The organism is Bacillus sp. FSL R5-0560 (assembly GCF_037966305.1).
In the GTDB taxonomy this organism is placed as follows: Bacteria; Bacillota; Bacilli; order Bacillales; family Bacillaceae; genus Bacillus; species Bacillus mojavensis.
In genome coordinates, this window is record NZ_CP150195.1 from 3,056,829 (window position 1) to 3,069,660 (window position 12,832).

General features: G+C 45.0%; 11 protein-coding genes and 1 other annotated feature. Of the genes, 6 read left to right on the forward strand and 5 right to left on the reverse strand.

Annotated features, from left to right (window positions below; genetic code table 11):
- Nucleotides 1-196: 196 nt before the first annotated feature.
- The gene (locus NST56_RS16120; RefSeq protein WP_339177746.1) at nt 197-1,096 is read right to left on the reverse strand and encodes an alpha/beta fold hydrolase; all 900 of its coding nucleotides are present in this window, start codon (nt 1,094-1,096) and stop codon (nt 197-199) included.
- 246 nt (nt 1,097-1,342) lie between these two features.
- On the opposite strand from NST56_RS16120, the gene NST56_RS16125 reads away from it, so the two are divergent.
- The 5 genes from NST56_RS16125 to melA are packed head-to-tail and all read left to right on the forward strand — an operon-like array spanning nt 1,343 to nt 6,740.
- Complete coding sequence (locus NST56_RS16125; RefSeq protein ID WP_339177749.1) at nt 1,343-2,401, forward strand: LacI family DNA-binding transcriptional regulator; 1,059 nt, start codon at nt 1,343-1,345, stop codon at nt 2,399-2,401.
- Between the two features lie 10 nt (nt 2,402-2,411).
- The gene (locus NST56_RS16130) at nt 2,412-3,689 is read left to right on the forward strand and encodes an ABC transporter substrate-binding protein (RefSeq protein WP_168748568.1); all 1,278 of its coding nucleotides are present in this window, start codon (nt 2,412-2,414) and stop codon (nt 3,687-3,689) included.
- A complete protein-coding gene (locus tag NST56_RS16135; RefSeq protein WP_168748569.1) occupies nt 3,682-4,593 on the forward strand; it encodes a sugar ABC transporter permease in 912 nt (303 codons plus the stop codon). Before NST56_RS16130 ends, NST56_RS16135 begins: the two co-directional genes overlap by 8 nt.
- Nucleotides 4,590-5,420 carry a carbohydrate ABC transporter permease gene (locus NST56_RS16140; RefSeq protein ID WP_268472169.1) on the forward strand — a complete coding sequence of 277 codons (831 nt, stop codon included), beginning with the start codon at nt 4,590-4,592 and terminating at the stop codon, nt 5,418-5,420. The genes NST56_RS16135 and NST56_RS16140 overlap by 4 nt, the downstream gene beginning before the upstream one ends.
- Before the next feature lie 21 nt (nt 5,421-5,441).
- Nucleotides 5,442-6,740 carry an alpha-galactosidase MelA gene (gene melA / locus NST56_RS16145; RefSeq protein WP_339177757.1) on the forward strand — a complete coding sequence of 433 codons (1,299 nt, stop codon included), beginning with the start codon at nt 5,442-5,444 and terminating at the stop codon, nt 6,738-6,740.
- Between the two features lie 23 nt (nt 6,741-6,763).
- On the opposite strand, the gene NST56_RS16150 is transcribed toward melA, so the two are convergent.
- The 3 genes from NST56_RS16150 to NST56_RS16160 all read right to left on the reverse strand — a co-directional run bounded on the left by NST56_RS16150 (nt 6,764) and on the right by NST56_RS16160 (nt 10,370).
- Complete coding sequence (locus NST56_RS16150; RefSeq protein WP_229146448.1) at nt 6,764-7,075, reverse strand: rhodanese-like domain-containing protein; 312 nt, start codon at nt 7,073-7,075, stop codon at nt 6,764-6,766.
- A gap of 117 nt (nt 7,076-7,192) precedes the next feature.
- Nucleotides 7,193-9,607, reverse strand: a complete 2,415-nt coding sequence (gene leuS / locus NST56_RS16155; RefSeq protein ID WP_326190905.1) for a leucine--tRNA ligase — start codon at nt 9,605-9,607, stop codon at nt 7,193-7,195.
- Nucleotides 9,608-9,716: 109 nt separating this feature from the next.
- Nucleotides 9,717-9,931, reverse strand: a binding site (T-box leader).
- A gap of 103 nt (nt 9,932-10,034) precedes the next feature.
- Nucleotides 10,035-10,370, reverse strand: coding sequence for a DUF4257 domain-containing protein (locus NST56_RS16160; protein ID WP_003223352.1), 336 nt, complete (start codon nt 10,368-10,370; stop codon nt 10,035-10,037).
- Between the two features lie 402 nt (nt 10,371-10,772).
- Here NST56_RS16160 and NST56_RS16165 point away from each other — a divergent pair, with 402 nt between their 5' ends.
- On the forward strand, nt 10,773-11,558 hold the full coding sequence (locus tag NST56_RS16165) for a blue-light photoreceptor (protein WP_095714559.1): 786 nt from the start codon (nt 10,773-10,775) through the stop codon (nt 11,556-11,558).
- A 30-nt stretch (nt 11,559-11,588) separates the two neighbouring features.
- Here the strand turns inward: NST56_RS16165 and NST56_RS16170 are convergent, their stop codons facing one another.
- The gene (locus tag NST56_RS16170; protein WP_268472164.1) at nt 11,589-12,782 is read right to left on the reverse strand and encodes an MFS transporter; all 1,194 of its coding nucleotides are present in this window, start codon (nt 12,780-12,782) and stop codon (nt 11,589-11,591) included.
- Between the last annotated feature and the right edge of the window lie 50 nt (nt 12,783-12,832).

Sequence of the window (12,832 nt, forward strand, 5' to 3'; positions counted from 1 at the left end):
TTAACAAATAGAATACTATTATGTATATACAATTCTGTCAATATCAGAACGCCATTAAAAATCTATTTATCATGTAAATTCCTAATACCTGTATTAATCCACTAGAAAAAGAAGAGACGGGCAGACGCTCGCCTCCTCACCTGTATAGAATCATTTCAGACAAACACTCAAAGCCTGCCCTTTTTCACTGTCACTGTCACAGCCACTTTCTCAAAAACCGAAGGGCTTCATGTCTCATCATAGCTGTCTCAAAATGCCCTGAAGCGGAGCGCACCATACGGTAACGATCAGAAGCCCCTTTCTCAGCATACAAAGCTGTTAATTCAATTTCGATTTTGTTCACACCCTCAACCGGTGTTAACCGATCATGTATGCCGACAAGACTAAGGTGCGGACGTGGTGCGATCAGGCTTTGGATATCTGATGCAGAAAAGTGCTTGGCAAGCGCCGGAACGTAATAATAAAAGCCATGCCGGTCAAGGTTCTGTGTTTCAATCAGTACATGATGGTCAACCTGACTGCATAAATCCACACATGCCTTAACCCGTTCATCAAGCGCCGCTGTCCACCAAGCCATCAAGCCCCCCATAGACATGCCGATCGTTCCGATTCTGTCAGGCTGAATATCAGGACGGCTCTGCACATAATCAATGGCTCTTATACTGTCGTAAATCATCATGCCCCACATCACCCTGCCTGTGAGAAGCATCTCTTTAAAAATCTCGCTTTCTGTTTTTCCCCGTCTGTCTCCAAATCCCCAATGGTCGATTGCCAATACCGCATATCCGAGAGAAGTCAGCTCCCGAGCAAACGAGGGCGCCTTCAAATAATCTGCTCCCTCAAGCAGTTCACTTTTTCCCCGGTCATACTGCCCTCCATGTGAATGCTGAAAGAATATAACCGGGCACCGTCCTTTTGCCGCTTTCGGCTTCACAAAATATGCAGGCACCTTTTCAAGCCCATTTATATCAAGCAACAGCGTTTCCATCATATATTCCTCTTTTTCCTCAATACGCAGCGTTTCCGCACCCGTATCCTTCCAATCAGGCAAATCACCAAGCAATCGAAACAACAGCTCTCTTTTTTCGTTACTCATCCCATCACCCTTCCTCTTCGCTTATCTTCAATGTACGAGACAGATTTGTTTTTCCCTTTATTTTCTTCACACAGCATATAGAAACAAAAATCGTAGTTTACTAAACTTTCACTAAATACAACAAAATATTCTGAAATTCATTATTGTAACCGCTTACTTTCATATGATAGTATCAATTTATCAAAAACGCATGAGTAAAATATGTCTTTCGTTTTAGTAAATCTCATCAAATGAAAGGGAGCAACCATGGTTCGGATAAAAGATATCGCCTTAAAAGCCAACGTTTCAAGTGCTACTGTTTCGAGAATTTTAAATGAAGATCATTCGCTTTCTGTTGCGGGTGAAACGAGGCAAAGAGTAATCAGTATCGCTGAAGAGCTAGGCTATCAAACTGTCGCTAAACGCCGAAAAGCCCGCGGACAAAAACAGCGCGCCCAGCCGCTTATCGGGGTCCTGAGCTGCTTATCTCCCGATGAAGAACGGCAGGATCCTTATTTTTCTTCTATTCGCAAAGGGATTGAAAAAGAATGCTTTGAACAGGAAATTTTCATTACAAACTCCATCCATCTCGGTTCCTTCCAGGAGCATATGTTTCGGGAATTAGACGGTATCATTGTGATCGGCCGTGTCCATGACGAAGCCGTTCAACATATCAGCGGCCGATTGGAGCATGCCGTGTTTATCAATCATTCTCCAGATCCGCAGATATACGACTCGATTGGGATTGATTTTGAAGCCGCCGCACACCAGGCAATTGATCACCTTTTCGATTTAGGTTACAAACGACTAGGCTATATCGGCGGGCAGGAGAAGGAGCATACACTGAGGGACGGCCAAAGCATTCGCAGAACAATTGAAGACAAACGCCAGACTGCCTTTTTGCAGTCCGCCCATCCTCAGCCTGAACACGTCTTGGTCGGCGATTACAGCATGCGCGAGGGCTATCGTCTGATGAAAAAAGCCATCAATCAAGGCAATCTGCCGGAAGCCTTTTTTATCGCAAGTGATTCTATGGCTATCGGGGCATTAAAAGCACTTCGGGAAGCCGATCTGCATGTGCCGCGGGATACAGCCATTGTCAGCTTTAACGGCATTGAAGAAGCCGAGTTTGCCAGCACACCTTTAACCACGGTGAAAGTGTATACAGAGGAAATGGGCCGCACAGGCGTAAAACAGCTTCTCGACCGCTTTAAGGGACGAACAATTCCTCATCAAGTCACCCTGCCGACAACACTGATCATCAGGCAAAGCTGCGGATACACAGCTAAGGAGGTGACGCAAGAAAAACGTTCATCAAGATCATAAGGAGGAAAAGATGAAACACATATTTGTTTTATTTCTCTCTCTTATTCTGCTGATTTTGCCGGGCTGCTCATCTGAAGAAAGCACTGCAGATACGGGCAAAAAGACGTTAACCATTTATTCTACGATGTCAACGGACAGTGAAAGAAACACATTCAGAAAACTAGCCGCAGCGTTCGAAAAGGAAAGCGGCATTCGCGTTAGCATTCATTTCCCAGGCAATGACTATGAAAATATGATGCGTGTCAGAATGGCCGCCAATGATCTGCCTGACCTCTTTGATACTCATGGCTGGGGGAAAATCAGGTACGGGGAGTATACAGCCGATCTCCGGGATATGGACTGGACTCAGAAACTTGACCCGAATTTAAACAGCATCCTTAAAAACAAGAGCGGAAAGGTATACGCATATCCGATCAATCAGGCAAAGGACGGCCTGGCATACAACCGCAATATATTAGACCGCTTCGGCATCGATCCGCCCGAAACGATGGATGATTTTATAAAAGCATTGAGAACGATTAAAGAAAAAAGCAATGGAGAAATCGTTCCTTTCTGGTTCGCCGGATATGACAAAAGCTCTTTCGCCCAATATTATGACCAATTCGCAACACCTCTTCTCATCACAGACCCTGCCCATAATGAAAAGAAACAGCTCATTGACGGCACCTTCAATTGGAGCAAATTTACTTATCTATCAGATACCCTCAAACAAATGCAGAAAGAAAAACTCATCAATATCGATGCCGTAACAGCAAAAAAATCACAGCTCATTGAATTAATGGCTCAAAATAAAATCGCTTTTACCATGCAGGGCGGCACTCTTGGTCAAGACGTCGCCCAAATTAACCCGAATGTAAAGGTTGGGATTATCCCGACACCAGCTATACACTCCGGTGATGACCCGATATGGATTGGCGGCGAGCGCTATACACTGGCAGCATGGAAAGACTCGCCTCATTTAAAGGAAGCAAAGCAATTTATCGCCTTTATGGCTCGTCCCGCCCATGCGAAAGAAATGGCTGAAGCCACCTCGCTTCCTTCAGGGCTGGCCAATGTAAAAGCTGACATTTTCTATGCCAAAGACTATCAGCATTATCAGAATATGAAAGTCGAACCTTACTTCGACCGATTGTACTTGCCGAACGGGATGTGGGATGTGATGGGAACGGTCGGCCAGGAGCTTGTGGCAGACATTTTGACACCCAACGAGATTTCTAAAAAGCTGGGAAGAGAATATAAACGACTCCGGGAGCAATCTGAAACACAGGGAGCTGAAAACAATGAGTGAGATCGCCAGAGACGCACATGTGAAACAGGTCAAGCCGAATAAACAGTCCTCACTTTGGTGGATGTATATTCCGGCTCTGCTCTCCGTTTTGATCTTTATGATTTATCCGTTTATAAAAGGCGCTTTTATCACCTTTACAAACTGGAACGGATTTTCTCAGGTTTATCAGTGGGTCGGTTTCGCTCAGTATGAAAGGCTGTTTGCTGATCCGGACACATGGCATATCTTAAAAAACACGTTGCTATACGGACTCGGGAGCACCTTTTTTCAAAACGTTATTGGGCTCCTGTACGCTCTGCTATTGAATCAAGGCATAAAAATGAAAGCGATAACAAGAACAATTGTGTATTTGCCGGTTATGATCAGTCCGCTCATTATGGGCTACATTTGGTACTTCTTCTTTTCTTATGACGGTGGCGCGCTTAATGACCTGCTTGGCGTTTTCGGCATCAGCCCGATCAACGCGCTTGCCAGTCCGTCTTCGAACCCATGGATCATCGTCATGATTAACACGTACCAATATGTCGGCATCGCCATGATTGTCTATTTGGCAGGCCTGCAAAGCATTCCGAAAGATTACTACGAAGCAGCGGAAATGGATGGCGCAACACGGGGCCAGCAGTTTTTCGGCATCACCCTGCCCCTGTTAATGCCATCGATTACGATCAATATGGTCATCAACATTATTGGGGGCTTAAAGCTGTTTGACGTGATCATCGCGCTTACTGCAGGCGGACCCGGAAACGCGTCGCAATCGATGTCAACATTTATGTATGACCTGTATTTTAAACGGCAGGATGCCGGTTACGCTGCGACACAAGGCATATTTATGGCATTTGTCATTTTGATCATCAGCTTTTGTGCGCTTGCGTACTTTAAAAGAAAGGAGACGGAAATGTCATGAGAGCCGCCCGCTCAAACAAACTGCGGTTGATTACACTTCTCGCTGCCATTGTAGCCTGTGCGCATTTCATTCCTTTTTATATTCTGCTGACCACTTCATTGAAAGCAAAAGGAGATTACAGTTCCAAATGGCTGTTTCCAGCTGATATTTCCTTTCAAAATTTTTCTGAGGCATGGGAGCGTGCTTCACTAGGCAACTCGTTTATCAACACAATCATCATCACAGGCGTTTCGGCATTGTTATTAATCATATTCGGCTCACTTGCCGCCTACCCTCTTGCCAGGCGGGAAACCAAGCTGAATAAAGCCGTTTTCGCGCTGCTGATTTCAATTATGATCATCCCTCCGTTAACGTCCATGGTGCCTTTATACAGAATGGTCGTGGACGCCGGTATGGTCAATACACACGCAGTCGCCATTTTGATCAATACAGCGGCGTATATGCCGTTAACCGTGTTTTTGTATTCCGGCTTTATCCGTTCAACCATTCCAAAAGAGCTTGAAGAAGCGGCAAGAATGGATGGAGCGGGAATGCTGAAAATCTTTTTTATGATCGTGTTTCCTTTGCTGAAGCCGATCACTGCCACCATCTGTATTATTTCTTGTGTCTTTATATGGAATGACTATCAATTTGCTATTTTCTTTTTACAGGATCAGAAGGTGCAGACACTCACCGTCGCAATGGCCGGGTTTTTCGGAGAAAACGCCAACAATCTGCATTTGGTCGCCGCAGCTGCCATCATGGCGATGCTGCCGATGGTCATTCTGTTTCTGGCGCTGCAAAAATACTTTATTGCCGGACTGTCATCAGGAGCGGTAAAAGGATAATGAATTAAAGGAGGAAGCGACATGAAAAAAATCACATTTATCGGTGCAGGGAGCACAATTTTCGCAAAAAATGTTTTAGGAGACTGCTTGTTAACGGAGGCGTTAAATGGGTTTGAATTTGCGCTTTACGACATTGATGCAAAACGCTTGCAGGAATCTCAGCTTATGCTCGAAAATTTGAGAGACCGCTATAATCCGAGCGTCGTTATCAACAGCTATGATGACAGAAAACTGGCTTTGCAGCATGCGGGCTATGTGATTAATGCCATACAGGTCGGAGGCTATAAACCAAGCACAGTCATCGATTTTGAGATTCCTAAACGATACGGATTACGGCAGACAATTGCCGACACGGTGGGCATCGGCGGGATATTCAGATCACTCAGGACTATCCCTGTGTTATTTGATATCGCAAGAGATATTGAGGAAATGTGCCCCGACGCCTGGTTTTTAAACTATACAAACCCAATGGCCTCCCTGACTGGCGCTATGCTTCGCTATACGGATGTGAAAACGATCGGGCTGTGCCACAGCGTCCAAGTGTGTACAAGAGATTTATTTAAATCTCTCGGTATGGAGCACGCTGGGATTGAAGAACGAATCGCAGGCATCAATCATATGGCATGGCTGTTGGAAGTGAAAAAGGACGGCGCTGATTTATATCCCGAAATCAAAAAGAGAGCGAGAGAAAAGCAAAAAACAAAGCATCAAGATATGGTGCGGTTTGAATTGATGGATAAGTTCGGTTATTACGTCACGGAATCATCAGAGCACAACGCAGAATACCATCCTTATTTTATTAAGCGAAACTATCCTGAATTAATCAACGAGCTGCAGATCCCGCTAGACGAATATCCAAGAAGATGCGTGAAACAGATAGAAGATTGGGAGAAAATGAGGGATGACATTGTTAACAATAAAAACCTCACCCATAAACGTTCAAAAGAATATGGCTCAAGAATAATAGAAGCGATGGAAACGAATCAGCCATTCACCTTCGGAGGAAACGTGTTAAATACCGGGCTTATCACAAACCTTCCTTCCAAAGCGGTCGTCGAAGTGACATGCGTTGCCGACAGAAAAAAGATAACCCCATGCTTTGCAGGAGAACTGCCTGAGCAGCTCGCAGCGTTAAACAGAACGAATATCAACACACAGCTGATGACCATTGAAGCTGCTGTTACACGGAAAAAAGAAGCTGTCTACCAGGCAGCTATGCTTGACCCGCATACAAGTGCAGAGCTGTCCATCAATGACATTATTTCGATGTGTGATGATTTATTTGAAGCGCACGGCGATTGGCTTCCAGCATACAAATAAAAAAACTAGGGGTGATCTCTCCCCTAGTTTTTCGGTTTCGTTTCGCCTTCCCAGGCCATCATGCCGCCTTCTACGTTGACTGTTTTAAAGCCTTGCTCATCCAAATACTTGCAGACATTCATGCTGCGCATTCCTGAGCGGCAGATAAAAGTGTACTCTTTGTCTTTATCGAGGGTGTCCATTTTTTCAGGAATATCTCCCATGCGAATATGAACCGCTTGCGGGATCATGCCTTCCGCAACCTCTTCATCTTCTCTGACATCAATCAAATACAATTCTTCATCCGCCTCGATTTTTTCTTTCAAAGCAGCTGTGCTGATTTCTTTTATTTCCAAAGAAAACACTCCTATTCACCAATAATCATGTTCAGTATATCAAACTCAGCCGGACGATTGCTATTCAGAGAACTGATGAAAAAAATCCCCTTTTTGACAAAGGGGATTTTTCCAAGATTAGTTTGCCACAATATTGACAAGCTTGCCAGGCACTGCGATAATTTTTCGAATGGTTTTGCCTTCAAGCTGCTCTTTGACCTTTTCATCTGCTTGAGCAAGCTGTTCCAGCTGTTCCTTCGTCGCATCTGCAGGAACCTGTAGTTTCGCTTTCACTTTTCCGTTCAGCTGAACAACAATTTCAACTTCATCGTCAACAAGTTTAGCTTCATCATATACAGGCCAAGCCTCATATGCAATCGTACCGCTATGGCCCAATTTCTCCCACAGCTCTTCCGCGAGATGAGGCGCGATTGGAGATAGGAGCTTCACAAAGCCTTCCATATATTCCTTCGGCAGCTCTGACGCTTTATAGGCCTCGTTGATAAAGACCATCAGCTGAGAAATACCTGTGTTAAAACGCAGGCCCTCATAGTGATCTGTCACTTTCATGACTGTTTCATGATAGACGCGCTCCAATGTTTCACCGGCGCCTTCAACGATTTTGCCATTTAGCTCTCCGCTGTCTTCAACAAACAGACGCCATACGCGGTCAAGGAAGCGGCGTGCGCCGTCTAAGCCTGATTCAGACCAGGCAATTGAAGCATCAAGCGGTCCCATGAACATTTCGTACAATCTCAGCGTATCAGCGCCGTGAGATGCAACGATTTCATCAGGGTTGACAACGTTCCCTTTTGATTTACTCATTTTCTCGTTGTTTTCACCGAGAATCATTCCTTGGTTATACAGCTTTTGGAACGGTTCTTTCGTCGGCACTACACCGATATCGTATAGGAACTTGTGCCAGAAACGGGCATACAGAAGGTGAAGCACAGCATGCTCCGCGCCGCCGATATACATATCAACCGGAAGCCATTTTTCCATTTTCTCAGGTGATGCCAGCTGATCCGGATTGTGCGGATCAATGTAGCGCAAGAAATACCAGCAGCTTCCCGCCCATTGCGGCATTGTATTCGTTTCTCTTCTTCCTTTTTTCCCTGTTTCAGGGTCTGTGACTTCAACCCACTCTTTAATGTTCGCAAGCGGTGATTCGCCGGTGCCGCTCGGTTTGATTTCGTTTGTTTTCGGCAGAATCAGCGGCAGTTCTTCCTCCGGCACAGCTGTTGACGTTCCGTCCTCCCAATGAATGATCGGAATCGGCTCGCCCCAGTAGCGCTGGCGACTGAAGAGCCAGTCGCGCAGACGGTAAGTGACTTTCTTTTCGCCGTTTTTCGTTTCTTCCAGCCAAGCGATCATTTTTTCAATCGCTTCCTGTTTAGTAAGTCCATTCAGAAAATCAGAGTTCACATGCTCGCCGTCACCTGTGTACGCTTCTTCTTCAACATTTCCGCCTTTCACGACTTCCTTGACTGGAAGGCCGAATGTGTTGGCGAATTCAAAATCACGCTCATCGTGACCGGGAACAGCCATGACTGCACCAGTTCCGTATGAAGCAAGAACGTAATCTGCGATCCAGATCGGCAGTTTTTCACCGTTTACAGGATTGATCGCATAAGCTCCAGTGAAGACGCCTGTCTTTGTTTTCGCGAGATCCGTGCGCTCAAGGTCACTCTTTGATTGAATTTCTTTGATATAAGCTTCGACAGCTTCTTTTTGCTCAGCAGCTGTGATTTTTTCTACCAAAGCATGCTCCGGAGCAAGGACAGTGTATGTAGCGCCGAACAATGTATCAGGTCTTGTTGTAAACACCGTAAATGATTCATCATGTCCATCTATGCCAAAATGAACGTGCGCACCTTCAGAACGGCCGATCCAGTTGCGCTGCATGTCTTTAATGCTTTCCGGCCAATCAAGCTCTTCCAAGTCATCAAGAAGCCTGTCCGCATAAGCTGTGATTTTCAGCATCCACTGCTTCATCGGGCGTCTTTCGACCGGGTGGCCGCCGCGTTCACTCTTTCCGTCAATGACTTCTTCGTTGGCTAGAACCGTACCGAGTGCGGGGCACCAGTTAACCGGCACTTCATCAACGTAAGCAAGACCCTTTTCGTATAGTTTTAAGAAAATCCATTGTGTCCATTTATAGTATTCAGGATCTGTCGTGTTGATTTCACGATCCCAATCATATGAAAAACCGAGCGCCTGAATTTGGCGGCGGAAATTATCGATATTCTGCTTCGTAAACACTGCCGGATCATTCCCGGTGTCGAGGGCGTATTGCTCAGCCGGCAGACCGAATGCGTCCCAGCCCATCGGATGAAGGACGTCATACCCCTGCATACGCTTCATGCGAGAGAGGATATCCGTCGCTGTATAGCCCTCAGGGTGTCCGACGTGAAGACCCGCTCCAGACGGATAAGGAAACATGTCCAGCGCGTAAAATTTTTGTTTCTCATTATGATCAAGAGTGGCAAATGTTTTGTTTTCCAGCCAATAATTTTGCCATTTCTTTTCTATCTCTTTGTGCTGAAAACTCAAAGTAAAAACCTCCTTCTGATTGAATACGGCGTTTTATGTTCAAGTATTGACGGGACAGGGAGGATTATATTCAGAATATTCCCAAACTAAAAAAAACTCCCTCATCCCTAAAAGGGACGAGAGACTTTCGTTTTCCCGCGGTACCACCCTCGTTAGCGCGGCAGACGCCGCACTCACTTGATACTTTTAACGCAGTTATGCGTCAGCGGCTTTTCACCGCTGCAACTCTGAGGTGAGTTCGGAAACAAACTTGATTGACTTTCACCAGCCGTCAACTCTCTGAAACAATATCTGCTTCTTACTGCTCCTCTTCATTGTTCTTTTCGCAACCGTAATCTTAACTGTATTTTATAGAATTCTGTTCATAAGTGCAAGCAGGTTTGTATACAATGGGAATGTACCCTGAACGGGCGAAGATTGAGGACAATTATTCTGGTGGAGTTTTGGTTTGACGTTTCGACTCGGCCGGTTCGCCGCCGCTGTTCATTTCTCTTACAAAATCAAAGCTTCTAAGAACAGCTTCACCGCCGTAGCCTGAGATTATGGATAAGATGACAAGTTGAATTCCTGAATCGGGGTCAGCGGATAGTACAAGTAAAATGGAAGCCGTCATGCCGATAAACCAATCTTCCAAAAATCCAAGATAGATAAACCGCTTTGTCATCCTGGGTTTCTCCAGTCTGCCTCTCTTTTTCACATGACCGAGAATCCCCATGATTCCTCCAATTACACAAGCAATTAATACCTGATGCAGCATCTTCATCATCACCTTCCTAAAGCCCTTATTTCGTAAAGCGACTTCAGGCCATCCAGCCCCCTTAAACGATTCCGATGATTTTCGATATCTACATACTGGCAAATCTGAAAAAAGCTTGTTTCTTCCATTATATGTGAACACATGATCGGTAAGCTTGATGCATTAGATTCATTTTTCACCCAGTGACATTTACCTAGTCACCTATTTAGCATGTAGAAACCTTTCCGTTCATATGTTCAAACTCTGTTCTTATTTTTAGTGTATACGAGGACAAGCCCGAATGACAAACAACAAACTGCGCTTGCTTGAATCAGAACATGTGTTGTGCTACGGTTACTGTAGAATTCATTAAAAAAAGGGGAATATCAGGCTTTCGCACAGCAAGCTGGCGGCCTAAGGGGGAATTATATGGGTAGTTTTCAATCATTCGGAATAAAAGGACAGCTGGACGTTATCAAAAAAGCGCTTGATCACGCGCGAGTCGGTGTAGTGATTACAGATCCTGCACTTGAAGATAATCCGATTGTCTACGTAAACCAAGGCTTTGTTCAAATGACCGGCTATGAGGCCGAGGAAATTTTAGGAAAGAACTGCCGCTTCTTACAGGGGAAAGATACAGACGCTGGTGAAGTGGATAACATCAGAGCCGGTTTACAAAATAAAGAGCCGGTTACAGTTCAGATTCAAAACTACAAAAAAGACGGAACGATGTTCTGGAATGAGTTATATATTGATCCGCTGGAAATAGAAGACAAAACCTATTTTGTCGGAATTCAAAATGACATTACCAAGCAAAAAGAGTATGAACAGCTTCTCGAGGATTCCCTCACAGAAATTACTGCACTTTCAACTCCTATTGTGCCGATTCGCAACGGCATTTCGGCTCTTCCGCTAGTCGGCAACCTGACAGAGGAGCGATTTAATTCCATCGTCAGCACATTGACGAATATTTTATCAACATCCAAAGATGATTATTTGATTATTGATCTATCAGGATTGGCCCAAGTAAATGAACAAACCGCCGACCAGATTTTCAAGCTGAGCCATTTGCTGAAATTGACCGGAACAGAATTAATCATTACCGGCATAAAGCCCGAATTGGCCATGAAGATGAATAAACTGGATGCTAATTTCTCATCGCTGAAAACATATTCTAATGTAAAGGATGCCGTGAACGTGCTTCCGATTATGTAAAAAGATCCCGCTCATCCGGCGGGATCTTTCTTATGAAGAAACTGAAGCCTGCTTATTCGCTTTATCAGCTGATTTTAATCGTTTGTCGTATAAAATCGTCGTGACTATGCTGATCATAAGCAAAACCAAAAGAGATAAAACGAGAGCGTGAATGCCGGAATGATCGACGAGCACACCTCCGAACAAAGGCCCTATCATTCTGCCACCTGTCGCAGCGCTGTTCACAAACCCTTGATAAAACCCTTCTTTCCCTTTAGGCGCAAGCTTGTTGGCAATCGTTGGCACCGCAGGCCAAACAAGCATTTCCCCGATGGTCAAGATCACCATGGCAGCCAAAAACATTGGAAATTGCTTCGCAGTCAGCAGCATGCTGTAAGACACAATAAAAATGACAAAACCAATGATCATTTGCGCTTTTAGCGATTCAGCCCATTTTTTCACAAAAAAGCTGACAAGCGGCTGTCCAACCACAATTAAAATTCCGTTAATCGTCCACAGCACACTATATAAAGAAAGAGACATTCCGATACTTTGCGTGTACGATGCGATGGTGGTAGACCATTGAGAATATGCCAGCCACCCGAGCACATACCCGCTGCTCAATATGACCAGAGCCGTAAATTTCGTTTTGCTGCTTACAGCGTCATAATCAAGCACAGACGTTTGAGACACATCCTTCGTCTGAATGTTTCGAAATCCGAAATATACGATAAAGAAAAAAACCACATACAACGCGGCATTCGCCAAAAATACGTATGAAAACGAGAAAGACGCCACCACGCCGCCAAGCGCAGAACCGACGGCAACGCCTGCGTTTTGCGCGACATAAATCGCATTAAATGCCCTTCTTCCCCCTTCAGGCCACACTGATCCAGCCATTGCGTAACTGGCCGGAAAAACAACACCCGAACCAAACCCTACAATTGTAAGCAGCACAATATAAAACGGCCAATCATGAAAAAAGACGAGACCCACCAGACTTGCTAACGTAATCGCAATTCCGAGCATGATGGATTTAAACCCGCCGATTTTATCAAACAAAAACCCGCCGCATAAATTCCCTGCCACACTGGCGCCGGAATTCAGCATAAGGACAATCCCCGCGACCGTTAACGACTTTCCTAAATGATTATGAATATAGATCGTGTTAAGCGGCCATAAAAAGGATGCCCCCGTCACATTAATAAACATCCCTATCACTAAAATTTTCAATGCGCGCGGCATACTGATCCCCCTTTCTTATCTATAAAAGCTCATGAAAAAACGGAAACCTC